Source organism: Njordella calcicola, from assembly GCF_056494125.1.
On record NZ_CM151396.1, the window covers coordinates 5,177,687 to 5,203,483 of the forward strand.

Annotated in this window: 17 protein-coding genes; 7 read left to right on the forward strand and 10 right to left on the reverse strand. The window is 52.7% G+C overall.

Translation table 11 applies throughout. The annotated features are described in order from the left end of the window. Window positions 1-33: 33 nt before the first annotated feature. On the reverse strand, window positions 34-987 hold the full coding sequence (locus SH302x_RS20035) for a DUF3500 domain-containing protein (protein WP_479364375.1): 954 nt from the start codon (window positions 985-987) through the stop codon (window positions 34-36). A 327-nt stretch (window positions 988-1,314) separates the two neighbouring features. On the opposite strand from SH302x_RS20035, the gene SH302x_RS20040 reads away from it, so the two are divergent. After that, window positions 1,315-1,818 (forward strand): hypothetical protein, encoded by a 504-nt coding sequence (locus tag SH302x_RS20040; RefSeq protein WP_479364376.1) that lies wholly within the window; start codon window positions 1,315-1,317, stop codon window positions 1,816-1,818. 160 nt (window positions 1,819-1,978) lie between these two features. On the opposite strand, the gene SH302x_RS20045 is transcribed toward SH302x_RS20040, so the two are convergent. The 5 genes from SH302x_RS20045 to SH302x_RS20065 are packed head-to-tail and all read right to left on the reverse strand — an operon-like array spanning window position 1,979 to window position 7,797. After that, window positions 1,979-5,896, reverse strand: coding sequence for an FtsK/SpoIIIE domain-containing protein (locus tag SH302x_RS20045; protein ID WP_479364377.1), 3,918 nt, complete (start codon window positions 5,894-5,896; stop codon window positions 1,979-1,981). A gap of 2 nt (window positions 5,897-5,898) precedes the next feature. After that, window positions 5,899-6,141 carry a hypothetical protein gene (locus SH302x_RS20050; RefSeq protein WP_479364378.1) on the reverse strand — a complete coding sequence of 81 codons (243 nt, stop codon included), beginning with the start codon at window positions 6,139-6,141 and terminating at the stop codon, window positions 5,899-5,901. Between the two features lie 17 nt (window positions 6,142-6,158). Continuing rightward, complete coding sequence (locus SH302x_RS20055) at window positions 6,159-6,665, reverse strand: hypothetical protein (protein ID WP_479364380.1); 507 nt, start codon at window positions 6,663-6,665, stop codon at window positions 6,159-6,161. Further along, complete coding sequence (locus SH302x_RS20060) at window positions 6,658-6,930, reverse strand: WXG100 family type VII secretion target (RefSeq protein ID WP_479364381.1); 273 nt, start codon at window positions 6,928-6,930, stop codon at window positions 6,658-6,660. Before SH302x_RS20060 ends, SH302x_RS20055 begins: the two co-directional genes overlap by 8 nt. Before the next feature lie 27 nt (window positions 6,931-6,957). After that, a complete protein-coding gene (locus SH302x_RS20065) occupies window positions 6,958-7,797 on the reverse strand; it encodes a hypothetical protein (protein ID WP_479364382.1) in 840 nt (279 codons plus the stop codon). 2,083 nt (window positions 7,798-9,880) lie between these two features. On the opposite strand from SH302x_RS20065, the gene SH302x_RS20070 reads away from it, so the two are divergent. Further along, window positions 9,881-10,945, forward strand: coding sequence for a pentapeptide repeat-containing protein (locus SH302x_RS20070; RefSeq protein ID WP_479369292.1), 1,065 nt, complete (start codon window positions 9,881-9,883; stop codon window positions 10,943-10,945). Between the two features lie 1,811 nt (window positions 10,946-12,756). On the opposite strand, the gene SH302x_RS20075 is transcribed toward SH302x_RS20070, so the two are convergent. Together SH302x_RS20075 and SH302x_RS20080 are read right to left on the reverse strand one after the other, a co-directional pair. After that, on the reverse strand, window positions 12,757-14,256 hold the full coding sequence (locus SH302x_RS20075) for a hypothetical protein (protein WP_479364384.1): 1,500 nt from the start codon (window positions 14,254-14,256) through the stop codon (window positions 12,757-12,759). A gap of 114 nt (window positions 14,257-14,370) precedes the next feature. Further along, entirely contained in the window at window positions 14,371-15,690 is a 1,320-nt protein-coding gene (locus SH302x_RS20080; RefSeq protein ID WP_479364386.1) for a UDP-glucose dehydrogenase family protein, read from the reverse strand. Window positions 15,691-15,934: 244 nt separating this feature from the next. On the opposite strand from SH302x_RS20080, the gene SH302x_RS20085 reads away from it, so the two are divergent. After that, complete coding sequence (locus tag SH302x_RS20085) at window positions 15,935-16,894, forward strand: serine O-acetyltransferase (RefSeq protein WP_479364387.1); 960 nt, start codon at window positions 15,935-15,937, stop codon at window positions 16,892-16,894. 13 nt (window positions 16,895-16,907) lie between these two features. Here the strand turns inward: SH302x_RS20085 and SH302x_RS20090 are convergent, their stop codons facing one another. After that, complete coding sequence (locus SH302x_RS20090; protein ID WP_479364388.1) at window positions 16,908-18,551, reverse strand: sigma-54-dependent transcriptional regulator; 1,644 nt, start codon at window positions 18,549-18,551, stop codon at window positions 16,908-16,910. 388 nt (window positions 18,552-18,939) lie between these two features. Between SH302x_RS20090 and SH302x_RS20095 the strand changes: the two genes are divergently transcribed. Together SH302x_RS20095 and SH302x_RS20100 are read left to right on the forward strand one after the other, a co-directional pair. Continuing rightward, window positions 18,940-19,176, forward strand: a complete 237-nt coding sequence (locus tag SH302x_RS20095; RefSeq protein WP_479364390.1) for a DUF4339 domain-containing protein — start codon at window positions 18,940-18,942, stop codon at window positions 19,174-19,176. Window positions 19,177-19,323: 147 nt separating this feature from the next. Next, the gene (locus SH302x_RS20100; RefSeq protein WP_479364391.1) at window positions 19,324-19,581 is read left to right on the forward strand and encodes a hypothetical protein; all 258 of its coding nucleotides are present in this window, start codon (window positions 19,324-19,326) and stop codon (window positions 19,579-19,581) included. Window positions 19,582-19,599: 18 nt separating this feature from the next. Here the strand turns inward: SH302x_RS20100 and SH302x_RS20105 are convergent, their stop codons facing one another. Continuing rightward, window positions 19,600-21,342 (reverse strand): PP2C family protein-serine/threonine phosphatase, encoded by a 1,743-nt coding sequence (locus SH302x_RS20105; RefSeq protein ID WP_479364393.1) that lies wholly within the window; start codon window positions 21,340-21,342, stop codon window positions 19,600-19,602. Between the two features lie 579 nt (window positions 21,343-21,921). Here SH302x_RS20105 and csrA point away from each other — a divergent pair. Next, a complete protein-coding gene (gene csrA / locus SH302x_RS20110; RefSeq protein ID WP_479364394.1) occupies window positions 21,922-22,134 on the forward strand; it encodes a carbon storage regulator CsrA in 213 nt (70 codons plus the stop codon). 790 nt (window positions 22,135-22,924) lie between these two features. Then, a complete protein-coding gene (locus SH302x_RS20115; protein ID WP_479364395.1) occupies window positions 22,925-25,729 on the forward strand; it encodes a flagellin N-terminal helical domain-containing protein in 2,805 nt (934 codons plus the stop codon). Window positions 25,730-25,797: the final 68 nt, after the last annotated feature.

Below are 25,797 nucleotides of genomic sequence, written 5' to 3' on the forward strand. Positions count from 1 at the left end.
TTATCTTTGACCGTCGTTGCTCGCTCGGTCAAACTACCCAATATCGATAAAGGCGTGGACGTGCGGAGCACCTCGGAAGTGAATCACGGTACGAGGCCCTTCAATCCGCCACATGTCCCATACGCCGTCCGACTCTAAATCACCGTCGCTGTAGAACGCGAACCGCAACGCGTCCACGCCACCAGCTTGCTGGATCACTTCCATCGCCTCGCTGCTATCCTCCGATCGATAGGGTGCTAAGATCGTTTTCAGAACACTTTGCACCAATTCTTTTTGATCGGAAGTCATCTCCGATACTGCCAGCCCCGCGATCTTGGCCGCATCGCCCTGAGGCGCGACTTGCGATTCGCTGGGAATTTTGGTCAACAAAGCCGCTTGGCGTTGCTTTGGATCTAACGCGTGAAAGACCGTATTCACTTTTTGCGTCTGGTAGTAGAACAAGTTTTCTTTGGCAGAAGACTCTTCACCATGACCATACACCAGCGGTCCGCCAAAAGCGCTATCCTGCATCGTATTTCCATCAGCGCGCAAGGTCAGATGACGACCAGTCAACACCCATTGAAATTTGTCTTCTTTAGGATTGCCAAACAACGCGACGCTGTAAGCTTGCAGGCCGCCGTCGTCGTAATCCATCTGCTCTTGGAGCCTCGCAAAGCCATCTTCGGAGGTCACGTTTTGCACGATCTTTTCAATCAACGCTTGTTGCGACTTGCTGTAGAAATCGCTACCGATCAGCGGCTTGGTTACATGCCAGTTGGCGTGAGCGCGTCGCATTGCTGGGTTATCGAGCCCAAGGCAAATCTCGGGACGCTGCTTGTCGGTTAGCGATTCGTAAAACTCACCGATGAAGTTCTCTGCGGCACTAGAACGTGAAGGCGCTCCGTACAGGAACTGCGGTGCAGTAGCCGCGAGCGTCGTCGCCGTAGCAGTTGTCATCAGAAATCGGCGTCGAGAAACATGAGACGGTTGAGATGCTTGATCATTCATAGAACACAGCTCCAAAAATTGTGAGAGGGTGGTGGTCCACGAGTCACTGCCAGCGGCACTCGTCGCAAACCAATTGGCGGGAAGGGGGGCAATGCCACTCAATGGGATGTTGAGGGCCTTTCATGTGACAGTAAATCTATTCTAACGGATTCCGCGTCGGTCGTGTTAAGCTACTTTTCAAGTCCTGTTCGATATCGCTTGCCTGTTCGCTCAGCCGGTTTTTGGTATCCTGCTAGCTCAGCCAGTCGGACGGATCGTTGCAAAAGGGTCAGCCCCCTTTGGAAACAAAGTCGATCGTAACAAACGCTTTTACAGAGAAAGCACTCCATGGAATCAATTTTCGCAGTGGACGTCGTTTCGCGGATTTTTCACGTTGGGACTGCTATATGTTTGGCTGGAGGTACGGTTTATACGCTGATGGTCTTGCTACCTGCCTTACGCGGGCTTGACGAATCCGCGCGGAAAGAGGTCATGGCCAATGCAGGCAACTACTGGAAACGCTTTGTCCACGGCGGCACTGCCCTGCTGTTGATCACCGGATTCTACAATTACTTTGTGCAGATGAAGTTGCATAAAGGGGACGGACTGTACCACGCATTGATCGGCATCAAAATGCTGTTAGCGTTTGCGGTCTTCTTCATGGCCGCAGTGCTTGTTGGACGTTCGCCCAAGTTCCAGTCGATGCGTGACAATCGCAGCCGATACCTCGGATTGATTGTGCTTTTCCTTGCGATCATCGTGGCGCTGAGCGGCATATTGAAAGTCCGTGGCATTCCACCGGAGATTCTGCTGAAGCAGCAAACGTTGATGACACAGCAGGTCGATCAATAGGCTTGGTCTCAGTCCGTTGCACACTCCGTTTGGACTCAGCCAGATAAAAGGCAGGTAACAAGGTCGGGGAGTTATGCCAGAACTGCGTTTCAGCCCGTGCAGACGGCACACGGAGTGGGTTGTTGGCTTGCGGACGGCACACGGAGTGTGCCTGCCACCATCAAACCGCATAGGGACGGAATTTGCGTATCACGCCGGTCGATTCGCTATACAACAACAATACATTTTTATCTAATCGATTGGCCGCCGCAGAATCAATCAAATGGTTCGAATCGTTGACACTCATTTGCATCATCACACGATACTCGAATTCATGCATCGACTGGCGACTCAACCAACGATTCACGGTATTCGCACTGTCACTGAAAATACAACTAAAAATCCCAACACTCGGCCCATCACGCAGCAACTCTTGAAACATCTTGTCAATCTTCGGCTGATCATCATCGCCAAAACTAAACTCGTCGTTCCTGCGGAGACTACGCAAACGCCCAAGATGTGTCACCATCAACAATTCTGCTGACCACTCCTGAGATTGGCTGGCCGAAACGGTCTCATCATCTAACATCTTCATTCGCGACTGCAAAACCGCGTGCAAAGCCGAGATCGCTTCATCAACTTTGTTGGGAACCACCCGGTTCACCGCAGCGCGATCACTCAAGAATCGCTGAAACAAGCCGACCGAATAAGTATCCTCCTCCCGAGCCGCATCGATCATCGTTATTCGCCGAGCGGTGCTATCGCCCGTTGTTGACTCGGCCAAAAACGACACCGCAACACTCCGCAGCACAGCCGCCTGGTTTTCGTCATCATTGCCAACTACCAAGATATTTTGACCAGATTGACGATGCAACAACAACGACACCATCGGTTCGATAGAAACGCTGTCGCCCAGCATAATCGCGGGCGACTTCTCATTGACCGATTGGATGCGACGCAGTTCAAGCTCCATCGTGGCGGCATCCCACGTCGCTTTGCGATGACCATCGAAAACGACACACTTCTCTAACCCGCCGTGCATCGGGTCGAGCAGTCGCGGACGGTCCGCTAGACTTTCCAGCACGCTTCGTTGCTCTGATTTCGCTAGATAAGCAACTTGAAAAGGCTGATTGCCTTCGATGCGACCACTTTGGTCGTTGTAAACTGCTTGCCCTGAATGCCGCAGGCGTTCAGCGGCCAAGTTATCTTCGCTGAGGATCATCATGGCGTCGGCCCCTTCGCATTGGAGCGCCACTCGAACAGCCATCTGAGCCAGGGTTGTACGTGGCAATGAATACGCCCCACCTAAAGTCTGCGATGCAAGTACCACGTGGATACCAAACGACCTTCCTTGTCGCACAATGCGGTCTAAATACATTGCCGCTTGTTGAGCGAGCTTGTCGTCCTCGGTGAAGATTTCTTGAAACTCATCGACCACAACCAAGATGCGTGGCATCGGTTGATCAGGCCGAACCTGGCACCAACTTGGGACATCTTGTACACCAGCGGCGCGGAAAGCTTCGCCGCGCTTTTGCATAATGCGATCAAGATATTCCAGTGCACTCAAACCAAACTCCCGCTGGCTTTCGATACCGATAATGTCCGCATGACTGAGCGACGCTTCAGAATAGACTTGGAATTCAACACCTTTTTTGAAATCCAAAAGCACTAATCGCAAGTCCTCCGGCGAATAATGCGTAACGGCACTGGTCACCAAAGTATGCAGGAACGAAGATTTACCCGATCCCGTTTTGCCTGCGACCAAAACGTGCTGCGCGGTACCATGTCCCAACCGCAGCGATTGAATGCGGCCAACGCCCGCCTGACCGACAGGGATCGACAGTCCGCTGGCTGAACTGCATTCGTACTGAGCTTGATCCGCAGGGATGATCGCCTCAAAGGGAACTTCGACGCGGTTGGCCCGCAACGCTTCTTCAGCCACCCGACGCAGCACTTCGTTTTGCACTTTGGATTCAGGTGGCTGATCGAAATGGATTGGAAACTCCGCGAGCGTAACATCAGCTACCTTCGCTTGCACAGCGCCCGGTTCATCGCTGTGTTCCAATCGCAAGCTTAAGCCAACGCCGTCGAAGCGATGCAGATCGATGTAGGGCGGTAATGTGAAGTCTTCGTCCACCAGCAACACGGTGCTCACGCCACAGCGACCGCCAGAACTGATCAGCGATGACAAGTAACGCCAAGCGGCTTCATCGACGCCCGCAGGAAATCGCGACCAAATGACCAATCGGTACGGTTCAGCCATCGAACCCGCTTCTCGATTGTACGCTCGAATATCAGGATACTGATCACGCAGCAATTGCTGGATAACGTCTTCCGTATGATGCGACAGTTTGGCAAGTTGTTCGGAGATGTGAACGCTCTGTGTCCACACACGATGATTGACCATGGTTGGATCCGAGTCGGCTAGCTGCATCAGATGCGAGTACTCACGGCCGAGCCCATCCGGATCAATGATAGTCACTTGTAATGCGCCGGGCGGTAAAGAATAAAACGCTCGCAGAACCAAATTACGAATGACGCTTTGTGCCAAGACGTGATTCTTCGAATCACATCGAATCGTCAGCAGCCCATGTTCCACCAGCTTGAAAACCAGCGGCAACTGTGCCTGCAGCGGTTGCGTGCTGGCGGCGCTGAGCGTTCTGCCATGTTGAGCACCAACATCGATCTGCAAGCTACCCAGCGGAATGAATGCTAGTTCGTTGAGCCCTCGGGTGGAACTGCGAACTGCTTGCGCATCATCAGGCCAAGGTGGACAAATCGCTTGGATATCTTGACTTAGGCGTTCAAATCGCTGGTGCGACTGCAGGACTGCAGAGCTTAATCGAAAACGCATATAGGCCGACTGCTGCCGCTCGTGGTCGACCCGACCTTGCAACGTTTGCTGTAATGTGTTTTGTAGGTGGTTCAGTTTCGCTTCGTGCGTTGACTTCAACGTGGCAACTTGTGAGTCCGAGTTGTGAAAGATCGACTGTTGTTGATTTTCAAAGTTTACAAGTAAGTCTCGCCGTTTAGTTGCCTGGCGCTGGGCGGCTTCCATCTTTTTCGCGTCGTATTCAGCTTTTAGCTTGGTCAGTTTATTCGTCACCGCTTCTTCCGCCGCGATCAAATCCTGCTTCAGCTTTTCATCAACGGCTTTGTGGCGGGTAACGAGCACCGATTGCAGATGTTGCTCACCTTTTTCGATGATCGCCTGGGTTGTAGCGTGCGATTCAAAGATCTGGGGCAGCAAAGACTGGATATGTCGTTTCATGAAAGGACGCAGAGCAAGAAATGCGACCAAACCGACAATGATGCTGGCGATGGCAAACGTCGCAATCGCAAAAATAAACCGTGTTGGTGCAGCGGTCGCTGATTGCATGTACCAAACAATCCCCGCCGCCAGGCCACTCATTCCCATTGAGAGCGCCCATATCTGCCATGAGTCCGAAAACCTCGCTACAGGATGATCCGAAAGCGCATTGAGCTGCGTTCGGTTTGCGGCAATTTCGCGGACAATCGCCTGTCGAAACGCGGCAAACGATCCGTCCCCTTCGACACTGGCCACCTTGCCTGCCGCGGCGGGTTGATTCGCCAGTTGAATCGATCGTTTGGACGCGATTTGGTCGGTATCGGTCAAGACTTGATCGTTCTCTAAACGATACTTGCGAAGCTGGTCTTTGTTGGCGTCAAAGGCTTGTTGCAGTTTGGCTTTATCAGCTTTGGCAGTTGCTTGCAGTTCCTGGATGGTCTGTTTGAGCTTCGCTCGGTATGCGTTTCGTGTTTTGACCATCCCTTCGCGCAAATCGGCCAACTCCTTTTTTTCCAACTGCAAGCTCTGCAAGGTCGCCTTATCAAAATAAGTCCAAGACAGATTCGATTCTTCGTCGAAGGCAGTCAGACTGCCAGCGACTTCTTGCGTATGCGTTTGCTGGACCGACAGGATGCTGGCTTCGAATTCCTGTTGCACGTCCCCTTGGCCCTGTAGGGTTGATGCCTGGATTTCTTCTAATTGCGCAGCGCAAGAATTGATGCGGTGTTGCAAGCCCGCAACCGTTCTTTGTATACGACGATCTTTAAGTAGTGGGAGACCTTGCGGCATGGCTATTCTTCCGGCAGTTCATCACGAGTTTGCTGAGCGATCATTGCGGCCAAATCCAGCGTCTTTTGCAAGTAGACGACCAAACGTTTGGCACCTTCTTCCACTGCTGGTAGTTCGGATTCTAAAAAGTGTTTGGAGCGAGCGTCCGACCAATGCTCGCTGACGTGCTGCACATCATTGCGATGACGCGCAGCGACCCGTTGTAGGTTGCCAATACAGCCGACGATATCCTGACGCAATTGCATGGTAGAAGCCCTTCATTTCATGACGGTTCTAGATTGCTATGATGTTCGAGATTGGCATACTCGCGCAGTGGAATCATAATTTGCTTGAGTGTCGATTGTGCCGTTGGTAAGCCGGTTTCAGCCATGTCGAGCACCTGTTGTAATTGAGCTTGAGTTTTCAGGCGAGCTTGCTGCCAATTTTGGCCGATTGGCTTGAGTGAACGTAAGCGGTTTTCGCAAAAGTCGACTCGTTGCTTCGCGACGGCGACCTGTTTCTTTTCGACAGAGCAGCTTTTGCGTTCGTCTTCACGAGTTACTTGTTCGCAGCGACTGAGGGCAGAACGGGCTACTTCCAGACGCTCTTGAGCGCGTTGGTATTGGCGTTTCCAATAGGCAGGAGCTTCACGTTCGAGATAATCGGTGACACGATCCAACTCGATGCGAATAGATTCTGCGTAGCGCATCAGGTCCGCTTGTGTGACAGCCAGGGCTTTTGCAAACTGCTCAAGGGCCTCAAAGCTTTTGACATTCGCTCGACTATCCATTGTTTTGGTACTCCTCAATCAACTCCGCCTTGCGCAGAAGATAGGGTACGTGTCGTTCGCCGCTTTCGATCAACCGCTGTAGTTGTTTCATCTGCTGTTCGAACTCCATGGCAAATTTGCGATGCTCTTGATCGCGCCACGAGGTCGCCAGCTTCCCCATTTCCGCTCCGATCTTACTGGATGATTCTTGCAGCGTAGCGTTAAATCGCTTCAACATGATAGCGAACTGTCGCAGTTGTTCGGGATCGACGATTGCTTGAGCCACGTTGGTATCCTTATTGCTTCTGCTAGTTTACGGGTGAATGGATCGTGTGAGTTGTTTTTGTTGTTGGGCTAGATCGCGCAGCGAGTCTCGTTTGGCGATGCGAGCCTCCTGACTTTCTTGAGTTTCTAAAATTAAGAGATCCAAATAGCGGATGGCGGAATCAAACAGAGCATGCTGCTCCGAAAGAGCGGCGGCTAGTTCCAACGCTCGGTGACGCACTTCTCTTTCCGGGGGGGGCGAACGAAACAGTGCGGCACAGCGGTAAGCGGCTAAAGCCTCGATAACTTGCGAGCGGCTTTCCAGACAAATTCCTAAATTCATCGCAGCCACAGCACGCGTCGCTGGGAATTTCTGCGCGTTGCGGAGTCGCTCGATTGCCTCATCGATTCTACCTAAACGCTTTAATGCGATCGCGGCCGTAATCAGCAGTTCGGATAACTCGGGATGTCGCTGGTAACGAGCCTCGGACACTTCGAATTGCAAAGCGGCCAGTTCCAATTCACTTTGATCCAAGTCGCGCAGATTCGCGGGGCTTTCAAAATCGCGATATTTTGCAGCCGCTAAATCCATCGCTTCACGTGCCAACCGCAGTCGCGTGTCCTCGTACATCCCCAACAGTTTTTCGTTTTCGGGATTGTGATGTGTCCCTAGTTCTAGAACACGTTTTGCGTCACGCCACCGATTCTGCTCGATGTAGATCGAAGCCAGCTCTTCATATGGCCCCGAATTCGCGGGGTTATTCTTGATCAGTTGCTCGAGCGCTTGAAACCGATGGATCGGGATTTTGGGTGCAGCAGCGGCCGTCGGCTCGCTGGGGCTAGGCACAATCGGCCGATACAACTCGCGCGCTAGCTTTTCGTCAATCATGTTGAAACTGCTTGCCAAACCAGGGAGGTGTATTGTTATTCTCGGAGCATACTATCTTAACACATTAGTCGCGGAGCGCCACACGAAACCGTCACCAACACCGGCATAAACGCCGACGAACCAATTTTTCGCAGGAATGCTCAATGGGAGTATCGCTCACGGTTAGTCTGCGAAAAGCGATGGAAATTTTGGCAAGCAGGATGACTTTTCCGGCAACTTACGAGAAGTCGGCAAAAATACGGCGGTTGCAAGTTAACAAACTAAGCCCTGGGAAGTTGAAGTGTTACAATAGAATGCGGGTTTCACTGGAATCCCACGGATTATTCACTCGTCATCCAACATACGCCCGCTGTCATGTCACAAGCTTCGATGCCATCACCGCCCGCACAAGCGTTCGAACCGAACTCGAAATCTGCTGCCGCAAACAAGCCGGTTTTGACTCTGACCGACATGGTGGCAGAAGCGGCGGTCAACCTCAAACGCGTTGAACTTGCCAAAACCGTCCTCGGTGTCGCGATCTTAGTTTGCCTCACGGCCCTAGCGATGGTTCTGATCGACCATTGGGTGTGGCCATTGCCGGCGCTGGTCCGCTGGAGCTTTCTGGCGACCGTCGTCGCTTGTTCCAGCCTGTGGATGATCCGGCGGTTGATCCCCATGTTTGGTCGCAAGATCAATCCGATCTTTGCAGCGAGGGAAATCGAGCGCAAAGTCCCCGAGCTTAAAGATAGCCTCGTCAGCTACATGCAACTGAGCGAAACTGAACATGGACCACCCAAAGGCGTTGTCAATGCAGTTGGCAAGTTTGCGGTGGAACGATTGAGTCGGCATGATCTTGGCGAGTTCATTGCTTCGACCACCCCGCTCAAGTTAGCGATGTTGCTCTTCGGAGTGCTCGTGCTTTCAGCGGCTTACTTTGTCGCGTCCCCCAAAAGCGGTTTCGATTCCTTGATGCGATTACTGATGCCTTGGCAATCGATCGAAGTTCCAACGCGAGTCAAGATTGTCAAACTTGATCCGAAAAATGCGGTCGTCGCCCGCGGCCAACAACTAGAGATCTCGGCCGAACTGCGAGGCTGGATGCCGGGCGATAAAGTCGAGATCGAATTCAGTACTTTCGACGGCCAGTTCATCAATCAAAAAATCCCGATGCAGCCCGAAATCGAAGGGCTAACTTACGTTGGATCTTTAACCATCGGTGCCAATGGCATCCAGCAGGACCTGCAATATCAAGTCCGCGCGGGTGACAGTGTCGCAGGCCCCTATCGCGTCGATGTCGAGCTTGTCCCCCTAGTGGCTGTCGAAAAGATCGACTTGACCTTCCCGCGATATACAAAACTACCGCCAGTAACGCTGGACGGCCCCAGCGACTTTGAAGCGGTTGAAGGAACGAAAGTAAAAATTGTGGCACAAGGGAACCAACCGATGGACAGCGGGCGGATTGAGGTCAATCCCGAAGCATCGTCGGACGATCCGCTCAATATCAAACGGTTGTATTCGATGGTCACCCAAGGCCAAAGCTTGACTGGCTCCTTCCAATTGCAATTGAACAAGTCGAAGGACAACCCCAGCCCCAGCAATTATCGCATCACAGCCATCAGTTCGCTGGGCCAACCTAATTCCGATCCCTTAATCCATGACTTCCGCGTACTGGCCGACGAAGCTCCTGCGGTCGCTTGGACGGAAGCCTATCCCGATACGATCGACTTCCCGATCAATCACGCATCCGACTTTTCCGTGGAAGCGTACGACCCGGACTTTGGGCTCTCACATATTCGCACCAGTTTGCTTCGCGGACGCAGCAAGTTGGAAGACGCTACGTTGTTGCACAATGAAGCAGGCTTGCAAGAGAAAGTCCAACGCACATGGCGCTTTGAACCCGCTCGCATGGGTTTGCGTCCAGGTGATCAATTGACGCTGCAAGCGTTCGCTTCGGACAATCGTCGCGATGCACAGGATGCCAAGTGGGAACCGAACGTGTCGTCGTCTGCACTGTTGAGGATTCGCATCGTGGGTCCGCAAGAAGAACCCACGAAGCTTACAGCCCCCCCCGATTCCATGAAACCGCTGCCAGACCAACCGCTGGATGGCAGCGATATCCAGCCAGACCAACCGCCTGCTGAACAACAACCGTCGTCGGACACCGCCGACGGTCAACCCCAAGACAACGACGCGTCCGCTGTTGGCGCTCAAGACGCAAGCGGCGACACGAAAACGGAACAAACTGGCGAACAATCTGACCAGGCAACGGACGCGATGCAGTCGGAGCAAGCGGCGTCTGAGTCCAACGCAACAGATTCAAACCAAGCGGGCCAGCCAAACCAAGCTGAGCAAGGAAACCAAGCTGAGCAAGGAAACCAAGCTGAGCAAGGAAACCAAGCTGAGCAAGGGAACCAAGGTGAGCAAGGAAACCAAGGTGAGCAAGGAAACCAAGGTGAGCAAGGAAACCAAGCTGAGCAAGGGAACCAAGCTGAGCAAGGTGAGCAAGGAAACAAAGGTCAATCCGGCCAAGGCCAAAGTCAGCAGAAACAAGCAAACCAACCGCAGAACGGTCAATCCGGACAAGGCGAATCCGGACAAGGTGAATCTGGACAAGGTGAATCTGGACAAGGTGAATCTGGACAAGGTGAATCTGGACAAGGTGAATCTGGACAGCGTGAATCTGGACAGGGTGAATCTGGACAGGGTGAATCTGGACAGGGTGAATCTGGACAGGGTGAATCTGGACAGGGTGAATCTGGACAGGGTGAATCTGGACAGGGTGAATCTGGTAAGGGTGAATCTGGTAAGGGTGAATCTGGTAAGGGTGAATCGGGTAAGGGTGAATCGGGTATGTCGCAATCGGGACAGTCGCAATCGGCGAACTCTGCTTCCGATCCAACCGGTACCAGTGAAGCTGGAGCCGAACAAACAGGTGCACCCAAGTCAGGTTCCGCAGAACAGTCCTCCAATGGCCAATCCTCCAATGGCCAATCGACGCAACCTTCCAGCCAGACGCCCTCCAACACAAGCTCGCAAGGCGACCGACAACAGCCTGCGGGAAACAGCGAAAACGGCAAACCGAACACTACTAACCAGAGCGACTCCAACGAAGCTACCGGCCAGTCGCCCCGAGATAGCTCGGACCCCAACGGCCAGCGTGGACGCTTAGACGATGTCAAAGAAAGCGATCGAAATCCCGATACTCCGCTGCATGATGGTGAAGCGATCGAGGAGATCAACAAGTGGATGAAGGAAAAGGGAGTATCGCCTAGCAACGATTCATCAGACAAACCTAATCCCGATAGCCTTGGCGACAAAGGCAGCGGGCCCGAACGTAATGCCGGACAAAATGCTGCTCAAGACAACAATGCGGCGGGGGCTGAGCCTGGTGCTTCTGATCCTTCTGCGTCTGACGCGGCCAATGGTCAGAATGCTCCGCAGCCCGCCAGCGGACAATCTCCCAATGGACAGGCCCCCAGCTCGTCTGCCAGCGGGAATCAATCAGCAGACAGCGGAGATTCCGCGGCTGGCACCGACGCCCAGGGGCAATCTGCAGGCGGCTCAGAACAAGCTAGCGGGGGGGCTGAATCGAACGCTTCGCAGCGTGATGCCACGCAAGCTCCAACGAACTCGCGTCCTGGCAATACCCCCGGCGAGGGCGCTAACCCAGCCGCTGGTGGCTCGGATGACAGCCTGCAAGGGACTGCCAGTGCCGCGCCGGGCCAATCGCAAGCCAACGTGGAGTACGCGAAACAAGCCACCGATCTTGCACTTCAGTATTTAGACCGTCAGCGCGACCAACCGGATCCAGAGCTATTGAAGCGATTGGGCTGGTCGGCCGACGACATGAAGGCGTTTGTCGATCGTTGGCAAGCGGCACGTGAGCGTGGAATTACGCCCAAGGGTTTGAACGACGATTACGCCAACGAGTTGAGAGCGTTAGGCTTAACGCCCACGGAGACAACCAAGCGAACCGCACGAGGCGTCAACGACCAGCTCGGCGGACTCAGCGAAGAAGGCACGCGTTCCAAGCCACCCAAGTCCTTGCAGAGCCAATACGAAGCCTTCCGCAAAGCAGCTCAACAACGCGCCGCCCAATCCGCCAGCGGCAAGTAATTAAGAGTTGTGCTGAGCGAAATGCAGGGAGTTTGCGGGCATAGAAATGAACCTGCCATTTTCCATTAGAATCTCACGCTAAGGCGCGAAGCTCGCAAAGTAGCGTGAGCTGTAGACTTGGCGAGCTTTGCGCCTCTGCTGTTCCCGGGTCTACATGAGTCAACACGACCTTAAGCATTACAGCGGTGGCAATTAGAGAGAAGCCTCGTTACTCATACGGATTGCTGTTCAGCGTTCAGCGCCTTACTGTGCATTTTACGGTGGTTCACAGCAAACCGTGCTGAAAAACTAAGTTTCTGAGTACACATCTAAATCATTTACGCGGATTACAAACCGTGCAATGGTAAGCCAAGGTGAAACTCCGATATCGATTGACGCGTTCATTTGGGTGCATTCACCCGGCACGGCGAAGTCGAAGCGTGGCACAAACCAGAACCAGTTCGATTCTCGACACCTAATCTCGCCATCAACTAGAACTGTTTCAAATCCGAAACTAAGTCCGTCGTACTCGATTGTCGTTTGAAGCGGCCCAGGAAGCTGGACCTTGCGATACAACCATCTGCGCTCAATTAGCTTTGCAAGTTGATGCTGCGCTGGCTGTAGAGAGCTTTCCTGAGGACACTCATACGGGTTCGACGATTGCTTTGATTTGGATGAAGTCAAGGTTGAGTTACGTACATCGATGGATGTCTAGAACACCAAAGCGGTGCCCGATGGGGACAAGCCCCGATCGGACATGCGCGCACGTCTTGCTTTAGCGCACCAATCCTATTGCGAAGACTGGGAACAAGGCCCAGCTTCGCTTTCCGAACGCAGCGACATTTGTACTGTGTGCTTCATCACGTACAACAACGTGTCTTGCTGCTAGTTCACGCCGGCGGCGATGTCTTGCTGCTTCTGGATCAGTCGCAGATACAATTGCTGACTGGTCTTATACATACCGCTCAGTTCCGTCTTGAGTTCGGTTAATCGCGATTCCAATCGAGCGACTTCGGCTCGAGCAACAACGGTCTCCTTTTCAAGCTGCGATAGATCGTCACTAAGCTTCTTGCCCTCGACCTGTTTGGCAACGATTTGTTGCTGGCCAAGTTCGTTGGTTTGCTGGGTCCGTTCAATCTCTCGTTTGGTGGTCTCGATATCTTGTTCGGCTTTGTTGATCCGCAACTGCAATTGCTTGAACGAAAACGCATAGTCGGTCAACGGTCGTACGTAAATGCGGTCGATCAACTGGGCCACTCCGCTTTTGATCAGTTCATCGCCTGGCTCGTATGCAAACACGACATCATCACCAATACGGAACGATACGGTCGCTTGGTCAGCGTTTCGCTTCAATCGCGAATCGACGGTACGACCGCTCAAGTCAAAATAGCCACCCTCGAGAGCGTTGCGAGTTTCGGCACTATCGACTTCCAAGTTGTAATCTTGCACAAATTTCACTCGCAGCCAGACCGATTCTTGCAGTGTGCCTTCTGGAGCACGTTGGCCGTTCAGCAGATAAGCTCGCAGCACGGCCGCTTGTTGCGATTCTTCCATAGTCATCTCGGAAGGCGCTTTATCCAAAATCTGCAATGGGATGCCCAACAAGTTGGAAATCACTTGCGGATTCATGCTGCCAAAAATTTCGCTCTCCGAAGGCTTAAGGCCAGTTTCCGCGAACGCTTGATGCGAATCCAGTGGCATCAATTCATAGACAGACCAAAGTGGAAATCGGTTAGAATTCAACGCCGCTAGTTGTGCTGGGGTCAGGTTGATGGTCGGTCGAAGTTTTGCGGTGCCAATGTCAGCTTCCGTGACAAAGTATTCACCCAAGTAGAACGCTGGGACAATTCGCCCTTCCGCATTGGGTGCTTCGCCGAAAACATAGACGATCATGTCGGAGGCCAAGTTGTCATCGGCTGTTGCGGGATCTGCGGCGGGAACCCCTGGAATCCCGGGATTCGGAGGCACAGCGGGGTCGGCTCGCCCAACCGCAATCGACGCGATATTGTTGGCGAAACCGGTCGGCTGCACTCCTCGCCAAACTCGACCACGATCCAAATTCAAACGTCCCACTTCGCTTAGCAGCGGCATCAGGTTGCTTAAGTCGTTGGTGGGCGCTGTCAGGTCCCCGAACTTAATTTCCGCCACCTGTTTTTTGAGATCGACGTTAGCGGTCCTGGCTCGCGACAATCGCTGGACACTTTCCACCCGCTCGCCGTGCACCAAGCCAACGAAAAACAGGTACGTCACGGAACTCAGAAACAGCAAAAACATAAGAATGCTGTGCAGCGGTCCGACGACCGAAAATCCTTTGACCATGAAGAAAATCATCATGATCAAAGCGACAAACAGCAACACGAGGAAGATGATTGAGTTGAGTTCCATGAGTGCAATATCGCGGCCGAGTGGCTGGAATCAGGTTGTTAAGGGCGTTGAAGGCAGTCCGTATTCTAGTTGGAGTATACTCCCATTTCGATAGGAATTCTCCGATTTGCTGCGTCAAACCTGAGGAGTCGCCTTAGGTCGGCCGATGCTGTAGTAGGTGAAGCCAGCAGCAGACATATCGGCCGGCTCGTACAGATTCCGTCCATCAAAAACGACTTGTCCCTTCATAGCACCACGAATATCGGCTAAATCCAGGTTGCGGTATTCGTTCCATTCCGTGTTGATGACTAGCGCATCGGCGTCTTTCAGCGTCTCCATGACATCGCTGCTGTAGTGGATTTTGTCGCCGAAAACTTTTTGAACATTTTCCATCGCTTCGGGGTCGTGTACCTGAACGCTTGCACCTTTTTCGAGCAAATATTTGATCAGCGTCAGGGCGGGTGCTTCGCGGATGTCGTCGGTTCGAGGCTTGAAGGCCAATCCCCAGACAGCGATGGTTTTGCCTTTGAGCTGGTCGTCAAAGTGCTCGCCAATCTTGTTGGGCATAACGTGCTTCTGCAGTTCATTGACCGCGTCGACCGCTTCCATGATCGATGGTTCGATCCCAAGTTCTCGCGCCATCGAAGCCAGAGCGCGGACGTCTTTCGGAAAGCAAGAACCGCCGTAACCGACGCCTGGATGCATAAAGGCAAAGCCAATGCGCTGATCGTGACCGATACCGCGTCGGACATCATTAATGTCACCATGCATACGTTCGCAGATGTTGGCCATCTCGTTGATAAAGCTGATCTTGGTCGACAAAATCGCGTTGGCCACGTACTTGGTCATTTCCGCGCTTTGGGGGCTCATGACCAAAAATGGCTTTTCCGTCCGCAGGAATGGCTTATAAAGGTCTTCTAAGACCTCAGCGACTTCGGGGCGCCGCACGCCGACCACGACTCGGTCTGGATACATAAAATCTTGAATCGCGGCGCCTTCTTTTAGAAACTCAGGATTGCTGGCCACATCGACATCGCGGCCCAAAATACCTTGCAATCGCTCAAAAATCTTTTGGTTGGTGCCCACTGGAACAGTGCTCTTGGTCACCACGATTGCGTCGTCGCGGAGGAATGGTGCCATCGAGTCGACCACGGTCCAGAGTGCCGTCAAATCCGCCGAACCGTCATGCGCCGACGGTGTCCCTACGGCGAGGTAGATGATTCGCGACGAGCGGACAGCGGATTCCAAATCGGTCGTAAAATCCAAACGTCGGCTTTTGAAATTGCGGATGACCAGCTCGCTCAGGCCCGGTTCGAATATGGGAATCTTGCCATTCTTCAGCCCTTCGACCTTTGCTTTATCGATGTCGACGCAAGTGACGTGGTTGCCGCTGTTTGCAAAACAGGTACCGGTGACTAGACCCACGTAACCTGTACCAATCATCGCAATTTTCATACTAACAAACTTTCCAAATTAAACATAAGTCTCAAAGATAAGCCCTACGGATTGGCCGGAGCCTCGCCAACTGCGGGTTCTCGTAGGATACTTTAGATCGCTGCGAATGAATAATCCATCCTTAACCAAATGAAGTTTGCAGGGATTTCCAAGCTAGAAAAATCGCTAAAATCAGCTCAAATCCATTCGTACACCACCGCAGGATGCACTCAGGAACCACATGCACGCAACCGCCAAGACTTCCATGGAATCTAGTTTTCGAGATCAATTGCCCGACCTGACCGATTCGATCGTCAGTTCGTATCGTCAGGACAATCGGCTGAACCACTTAGATGATTGTCCGCTGCCGAAGTATGACGTCGTGGTGTCGATTTTGGAGGATTTCAAAGACGTGCTCTATCCTGGCTTTCGTCATCGCGAAGGTTTGCATGCGGGTAACGTTGGTTACCACGTCGGGAATCTGCTGGAATCCCTGCACGACAAACTGACGTCTCAAATCGCGCGAGCTCTGTTGCATCGCGATCGTGCACAAGCTGAATTGTCCGATTGTCAATCGGCCGCAGAGTACCAACGGCGCGCTTCAGAAATTTCGATTGAAGCGTTGAAGCACATTCCCAAGTTGCGCGAGACGTTGGACAAAGATGTCGTCGCCGCGTATGAAGGCGACCCCGCAGTCACCAATCATGACGAAATCATTTTCTGCTATCCGGGGTTAGAGGCGATCACGATCTACCGAATCGCGAACTTCTTGGTCCGCTGCAAAGTGCCCTTCATTCCACGCATGATGACCGAGTGGGCGCACAAACAAACCGGAATTGACATCCATCCCGGCGCGACCATTGGCGAGCACTTTTTTATCGACCACGGCACGGGTGTGGTCATTGGCGAGACATGCGAAATTGGCCAATGGGTCAAGATCTATCAAGGCGTAACGCTGGGAGCTCTATCCTTCGCGACCGATGCCGATGGTTCGTTGATCCGAGGCCAAAAGCGACATCCAACGATCGAAGATAACGTCGTGATCTACGCGAACGCAACCATCCTTGGCGGTCGTACCATCGTCGGCCGCGACAGTGTGATTGGGTCCAGCGTTTGGATTACCAGCAGTGTAGCTCCGCGTACGACCGTGGTGCTAGAAAAGCCACGCTTGCGCATCCGCAGTGAACAAGCCGAAGCCGCGATCGAAACCGATTTCCAGATTTAATGGAAACGCGGGGCTACTGAACTGACTGTGTTGCCGTGGTGGCATCGTCTAACTGCAACCGCTTCATCTTTTTGTACAGAGTTGTTCGATTGATCCCCAATGCATCGGCTGTTTCATTGCGGTTCCAGTGATATAACTCTAACGCTTCGCGGATGATGCGGCGTTCGGGTTCTTCTAACGCTTCGCTGAGCGTTTGGCTGGGCCGATACAAAGGCCCTGAGATCGAATCGCTGTTGGAATCGCTGGCAAAGCTGGCTCCGGTCGCTTGAGCAGGCTTCGAATTCAAGATCGATATAGGGATGACGTTGGTATCGATCGTCGGGCTCTTGGTCAATAGAACCATTCGCTGAACCGCGTTTTCCAATTCACGAATGTTACCTGGCCATTGATGGGCTGTCAGCACATTCATAGCGGAATCCGATACTCCATCGATGTGACGGCCGTACTGTGCCGCAGCGACTTGCACAAAATGATTCACCAGCAAAGGGATATCGTCGATGCGTTCTCGCAGGGCGGGCAATTCGACATGGATCACGTTGATACGATAGAACAAGTCCTGACGAAAGCGACCTTCTGCAACCGCTTGCTCCAAGTTCTCGTTGGTGGCCAAGACCATGCGCGTATCGACGGAAACGGTCTCGTTACTGCCCAGTGGCTCGAACTGCAATTCCTGAAGAACTCGCAGTAGCTTCACTTGCAAAGCAGTCGATGCGGTACCGATTTCGTCCAAGAATAACGTGCCCGTGTCGGCTTGTTCAAATTTTCCGATCTTGGCCACGTTGGCTCCCGTAAAGGCACCGGCGGCGTGACCGAACAGTTCGCTTTCCAGCAGGTTATCTGGTAGCGCTCCGCAAGCGACCTCAACAAAGGGGCGCTTTTGTCGGTCCGAACGTTTGTGAATTGCGCGAGCGATCATGCTTTTGCCCGTCCCATTTTCGCCGGTGATAAGCACGGTGGCGCGCGTTTGAGCGACTGTCTCGATGACTTCGAAGATATGCTGCATGCGGAGGTCTTGGCTCAAGATCGCTTCCAAGCCAAATCGGCGATCTAACGCCGCTCGCAGTTGCTCGTTCTCTCGCGTGATTGCTTGTTGGTTACAAGCGCGCTGGAGAGCGGCCAGCAACTCTTGATCGATGATCGGTTTGGTCAACAGATCGAAGGCCCCTTGCTTGATCGCTTCGCAGCCGCTGTCAGGACCAGCATAGCCGGTCATCATCAGTACCGGAGTTTCCGCAGAGTGTTTGCGAGCGAACTTCAGGAAGTCGAATCCGTCTTCATCGTCCAGTCGCACATCACACAGAACCAAGTCGAATTTCTTTTTCTTCAGCCAGCTTTTGCCTTCAGCGATCGTTGCCGCCGATTTGACTTCAAAGCCCTCGGAGCCCAGCCAATCGGCCATGGACTCTGCCAGCCAGCGGTCATCATCGATCAGCAGCAGTTGGGTCGCTTCGTTTGTTTTTCGCATTTTCAGTCTGTTCAACGGCAAATTCAAGGGATCGGAACCACGCATGGGGTTGTATGGCCCGTTGTCGGCTTGCGAGTTGAATGAAGAAATCAACATCGCCGGTGAAAGGTAGTTTGCGGTTTGCATCACATGATGAAAAAATGCCACATCTTTTGCCGTGGTAAACCTCTTCGCAGCCGCTTCGTTCGTCACAAACCGCACAAAGCATGCAGCCCGAGCAGGGCAGAGGGCCCAAAGTCGCCGAGCCCGCCGCTGGCCAAAAGCGTCACTGGATGGACGGGGCGGCGTCCCTCGTTTTTTCGAATTAATTTGTCACTGATTGCTTTCAAAGCGCGGCAGGCTTACACTGAAGCGTGCTGAACGGAACACCAAACCCCATTGGAGTTCCGATAGGATTTAGTGATTTCTGGAAAAAAGTCGCTACTCAGCAACTTCACGAGTGTTGTAGTCAGCTATTGTGTTCGCAGCCCACCCTTTGCGAATGTTTCGGTATCGGATACCGACGGCCGATTCCGCAGACGCTCGACGCAACCGGATGCAGACCGTTCTCTTTTGATGTTTTCTTCGAAAGGTTAGTGCGATGTCAGCAGATTGGTATTATCTCCATCATGGATTTTTTGGCGGTCAGAAGAAAATAGGCCCCATCAGCGAAGTCGATTTTCAAGAATCGATTACCAAAGGAAAGATCACTCCTGAAACGATGGTCTCCAGCACTTCCAAAACGCATGGGCATTGGCTGCGAATGCATGACATACCTGTAGCGATGAAGCTGTACCAGAAAACGCACCCGTCTTATCGCAGCAAATCAAACCCCTAGTTGGCACTCGCGTGCAATTCCAAAAGTTTGTTAATTGCATTTCCAAGAATGCCGATTGACCAAACTCCGGGGTTCGCCCTAACATCAGTAGGGTCATTGATCAACATTAACGACTGAGCAAAGTCGTAACATTGGAAGGAGCTTGTCATGGGAATGGAAAATTACTCACGATACCAACAGAGCTGTATCAAGAACTACTACAACAATCGCGAGTCCATCGCCTTCCAGCGTGTTGGCGAATTAGTGACGGAACTCTATTTGACCGAAGGCAAGAAACGCGAGAAAGTTTGGGACAGTATCGCGTTGCATTTGGGCAAAATGAATGTGCCTCCCGATCGAATTGCTCATTTGCGAGCCCAGGACAAACCCGAATTGGTCGCCAAGTTCATTCAATCGCAAGTTTAGTTAGACTAGCTTTCTTCATTAGACTGGTTTTTTCGCGTTGCGAATCACGAGCAAGGATCGGTCTGCTCCCAACCCATCGCGATTGACCAGCGTGGGCAGCCGATTGGCAATATGCCGCGCGATATCACAAGCCTCTTCATCGAGCATCTCTTTGATTTCACGCAGCAATTCGTTTTGGTCAAACGTCTTGCTGAGCGATCGGCGTTGACGACGCAGTTTGTTATACGCCTCGCCAGAACCGGATCCGCCGCGCCAACTGGTTCGAATCGCCGCTGGGAGGTTCAATTGCGCGACCAAATTGCTGCTCATCCCGATCAGCACTTCGCCGGGTTGCAGCGTAAACTTGGCGCTCTGGATTTGAACCATCGGTGTGGAAGCCAGGAGTTTCGAGGCAACACCCAGCGGACGGAAACCGCGATGCGAAATGATAAACAGTTGGTTATTGCCGGCTGTTACCAGCGAACCGCGTCCGGTGGTTGGATGCAGTTGCAACAGCGAAGCGCTTGCGGCCCAATCTTCTTGTCCGCCGGCGAATAAGTAGTCGCCGACCGATTGCAGGATCTCTGCCGGGCGATGCGAGCGGGTCCAACCTGAACGCACAATCGCGTGAATGGAAGAAGCCACAATAGCGCCTTGAGGTCCACTGCTGATTGCGTCGCCGAACAGTGCCACGATGTCTTGGCTGGGCGTGACATCCCAGTCATGAAATGCCCCCCCCAGCGAGTTCTCGCGGATACTCCAACCGTCCAATTCGATGTCTGCGTGCATCGGCATGGCATCAGGCCAGCGGGCCGCTTGAGCGATCGAGGCTTGATCCAACTGTTTGGCAATGGTGCGTGAGTTTTGCACTTCGACGCCTAACACCGATTGCTCCAGTTCATTCATGACACGACCGCTGGCCATGTTGGCGACTTCAACTTCGGTCGGCGAGTAGTTGCGGGTACGGTCGGTCCAGTACCAGATCGTTCCTTGGGGCATCGATGCGTTACCGATCGGTACGACCAAGGCCGACGCGAATGCTTCAGGCGACGGCCAGTGGTGCGAATACGCCGTATCCTCGATCAACACGGCATTGCCCAGCAGTGCTTCCAGATCCGCCATCGAGCCTCGCAGCGGTCTGGCTGGGGCCAGCAAGCGCTCGATGGGCAGATTCCAACACGCCCGCATCTTTAGCTCGCTGGTCGCATCATCCAATAAGTAGATAGCCGCTGCCGTGGCCTGGATTGACCGACAACTACTGGCCAGAATCGAATCCAATCGATCCGCGATCTCGACGGCTTCATCTGGATTACGCGAGATTGATACATCGGTAGCCAGTTGGGCTTGTTGCTGTCGAATGGCGTTTTCTGCCTTTTCAAGCCTTGCTACCAGTTTCTCAATGGAATGCAGAAGCTGTGTCGCATCGTTTTGCGAGACGGCTGGCAAAGCATGCAGGTCATCACATTCCATCATGCCGTCGACTGGGCTGGTATCGACGACTTCCCAGCGAGGTTGGTTCGCTGCGGAAGATCGATCGTCCGGTTTTGGTCGGCTGGGATTGTTGCCCATGCCTTTCGCAGGCACAGCGGTACCGAATTCGTCCACACAAGCAATGCTCTTGCTCTTCTTCATGGTGGATCGAATGCCCCAACCGGTGGCCTGCGCAAATTTCGCTAGGCATTCGGTGACTTCGTCCGTCCCCATCAAAGGACCATTGAGACGACGGTCATCTGGATTCTCTTCACGATGCAAGCGAATATGTGGATGGCGATGCTGCGTCACTTGAACTACCCAATGATCGAAGGTGCGGAACGAAGCCAAAAGTGCCAAGCAACTTCAACGGCTGCGTAGACTGGATGGCTGGTAGTCATTATCGGAGCTAGTGAAGCTGTAGCGTTGCGAGTTTCGCTTAACGAGCCGCACAATAATAAATAGGTGATGCTGCAATCCTTACACTCCCAATGGGCGTTCTAAACGAACTGATCTGAATATGTTGTGATGTTTCCGAGTCAAACTTACGGGAACGGATTTGACGTGCGTAAAGAAGCGTCAATTGGCGTCGGGGAAAAGCGGTGGAAAAGTAGTAACGCGCAATCGCTACAATCGAAATGGTCACTACGGACAGAAACCGTTACTATAAGATTTAAAATGAAGGCATAACCGCCGATAACTTGTTTGCTGCGGTCGTTAACGCGTTAGCAGCATGCAACGTTTATCTAACGGGCCACTCTCAGTGGCTTTGCGAGATACGATTGAACCTTGCATGCATCGCTAGTCGTTTCGATCAATCGCATGGTAATTGACAACTAAACGTATCGGTCGCATCTGGATGTGGCCGAGTTGACCAAGAAGGAGTCGCTTATGCTGGTGCTATCGCGACATCGAGACGAAAGCATCATGATTGGCGATGACGTTGTCGTCACAATCGTAGATATTCGCGGGGACAAAGTACGGTTGGGGATCCAAGCTCCAAACGATATTCCTGTTCACCGCCAAGAAGTCTACGAGGCGATCAAAAGAGAAAACCGTAAGGCGAATATGATTCAGCCAAACGATTTGAAGGATGTGAGATAGTTTGTGCGCAGCATACTGAACAACTTGTACTTGTGTACGGTTGCAGTGTACGGCCGCTCGCCAAACATCCGCTTCTGCTTCTCTGATGATGGCCACTGACCAACTCATCCGAGTCATGGATTAGACATTCGAACTAGCATCTACTGCAGGCAACAGGCATCGCTTTGGAAAACAGCTCCAAATCAGCAGATGATCTGTCAGTGGATTAAGGAGGTCTGGGGGGATCCGCTCCCCTTTCTGACTAGTTCGCCCAAAAGTATCCGCCGCAAACCCGTTGAGTCCACCTTGAGCCGACTCAACGGGTTTTTGCATTATGTGGGTCTCTACTGAAACAGGCGTTTAGTTCCCACGCGTGTTAAGCCGAAAAACGCAGTTTGTTCGGAATTCCGAAAACGCCATAAACTCTAACGGCTAGGAAAAACGTTGGGGTCGTAGCGGTTGGAAGGATAAGTCGACTTTGAAGGTGCGAAAACCAGTGAATTGTTGGCAGAAACAATGTTCTTTCATGGATTCAGTAGCGCAATTCCGATGCTATGTTCCAGTATGCGTTTTTGCGGGTAGTGTTCATTTTTGAACTATCCCTAATCTTGCATATGACGCCTGACGAGCAAACGTAGCTCCGCGGCGAGTCAGCCAGCTTTCGATGCATTGCGTGATCGGCGATCCATTTCAGGTTGGCATTTTCGAATTCCATTATTGGCAGCTCGTCGCACTGTATCGCGACCACTCCAAACTTGTAGCGATACAGCCGTAGCCCAAAAACAACCGATCCGTCGTAGGAGAATACTCAATGTCACGTATCAATACCAACGTTTCTTCCTTAAGCGCTCAAGCTCGTCTTCAACGAACTAACAAAGATTTGCAAACGTCGTTGACACGGCTGAGCACTGGTCTGCGCATTAACACAGGCGCAGATGACCCAGCAGGTTTGATTGCTAGTGAAGCACTTCGCAGCGATATCACCAGCTTGAATAAAGCACTTTCCAACACACAACGAGCCAGCCAGATCATTGCGACCGCTGACAGCGCCCTTGGGCAAGTTAGCTCGCTACTGAATGACATCCGAGGACTGGTTGTTGAAGCGGCCAACAAAGGTGCGCTGAGCGATGACGAAATTGCAGCGAACCAACTTCAGGTCGACTCATCACTTGAAGCCATCAATCGTATTGCACAAACCACGACGTTCCAAGGTCGTAAACTGCTTGACGGCAGCTTGGACTTTATTACCAAGGCAGGAACAGGCTTCTCGTCGGTTAGTGACCTAAAGATTGACCAGGCCAATCTTGGGGCAACTGGGCGAGTTAGCGTGAATGTAAACATCACCGCTGCCGCGACGAAGGCGAACATCAATAACGCGGGTATTGCTGCATCTACGACTTCCGCTCGCTCGACCGGGACAATTACATTTGGAGCGCCACAGGCAGCCGGCGAAGCAACTTTGCAGGTTGCTCTAGCCAACGCATTTACCATTGGTGCAGAAGCCAGTGGAACAGTTTCGCTAGCCAATGCATTCACGCCAAATGCGGAAGCAAGCGTGACGGACTTCACCCTTGGTGACAGTGGTATTCAATTGAACATTGCGGCAGTCGATGGAGGAGCTGCTGATGGATTAAAGGGTAATTCAACTGCGATTGTCGTCGCAACAGGAACTGATCCTACGACTGCCGCTTACGACGCAGACACCAATACCCTGACCTTGACTCTCGAAGAAGGCGCAAACCAAGCGACAATCGTCGCTGCGTTGGATGCTGCACTGAATGGTGTTTTCGATGTCACCGCTGGTACAGCGGCAGGAACTGCAGTTACTGCCCTGGATGCAGGTGCCTTCACGGGGGAATTTGCTGGTGGTTCAAACACCGTCGCAGCTGGCACTTTCCAAATATCTGCGGTAAATGGTGGTCTGGCCGACGGCCTGAAGGGCAATGACACCTCTTTGGTATTCACCTCCGGCGCTTCCAATGCTGCCGCTTACGATGCCGAAACAGATACCATAACGGTAACTGTTGCAGCCGGTGCAACGATCAGCGATATCGCCAATACGATCAATACCGACCTGTCTGGTAACTTCCTTGCGTCCAACGTAACTAATGGTTCGTATCAATACTCAACCACGGCTAACGGAGCTAACGCTGCGACACTCACCGGAGGTACCAACCCAGTTGCTGCGGCTCAGTTGAATCTGACAGCAACCGACGGCGGACCAGCCGATGGGACGAGGGGAAATACGACTTCAGTGGTTTTCGCGAGCGGAACAACCACGGAAGCGGCATATGACGCGGATTCAAACACTTTGAACATCACGGTTGCAGACGGTGCAACGGTGGATCAGGTCATCGCTGCGATTAACCTCGACAACACCTTCCAAGTCTCGCCAACCACGCTCAATGGTACGTCGCGTTTCTCCGCTGACGACCTTGGAACGGCGACGCCAACAGTTTTGACGGCTGGCACCGACAACACGGTTGATGACGTGATTCAGGTGCGAGCAAAGAACGCTTCGGCGGACTTCGACGTGGCCATCAACTTTGTCACCAGCAATTCAGTTGCTGCAGGTACCGTTTCCGCATCGATTAATGATGACGGTGAAATTGAGATTTTGACCCGCAACAGTGGTGATGTTTCGCTTTCGGCCATCCGCGATGCGATCAATAACCTCGCGGACTACGAAGCTACCATTACTGCTACTGCTGGCGATGGCATTTTCACTGTAGGGACCGACACACCTACAATCGTGAATCTAACCGGTGGAAACCAAGGTGGTGGCCTTGCCGGCGATGTTGTCTTCCAGTTGACCGGCGGTACTGGTTCGGAAGTGTTCCAGTTCGAGAAGGGGGCCTCGCTCGGCAGCATTGTCCAATCCATTAACTTAGTTAAGGATGCAACAGGCGTTGAAGCAGTGGATGACGCAGGAAATCTTGTGCTAACCAGCACGCAATTCGGATCAAAGGGAACTGTGGCAGTCGAAGTCATCAGCGAAGAAGCAGGTGGCAACTTTAGGTCTGGACTTTCGGCATCTCGCGCAAATGGGACCGACATCCAAGCGACCGTCAATGGATACACCGCGACTGGCGATGGAAATACACTGTCAATCAACACTTCGACCTTGGACTTATCCTTGACTGTCGAAGCTGGTTCGACGACTGCCATTAACTTCGAAATTACCGGTGGTGGAGCCTTGTTCCAACTTGGCAGTGATGTGGTCAGCAACCAGCAAGCACGCTTGGGCATCGGATCGCTATCGACCGGAAAGCTGGGTGGTGTCGCTGGTCGTCTATACGAGTTGGGCAGCGGACAAGCGAAAGCTTTGGCTACCGACGCCAATGGTGCAGCCCGCATCATTGACGAAGTGATCGACAAGGTTACCAGCCTTCGCGGCCGATTAGGGGCATTCCAACGTACGACGTTGGACAGCAACTCGGTTTCGCTGACGGAAACCGTTGCGAATCTTACCGAAGCGGAGTCGACTATCCGCGATGCAGACTTTGCAAAAGAGTCCGCAGCTCTAACGCGTGCTCAGATTCTGGTCCAATCCGGTACGAACGTGCTATCGATTGCCAACCAGAACCCACAGAACGTATTGTCCTTGCTCCGATAAACACGGCCTGGACTGATTATACCAAAGACAAGCTCTGCCAGCATTACTGTTGGCAGAGCTGTTTCTGT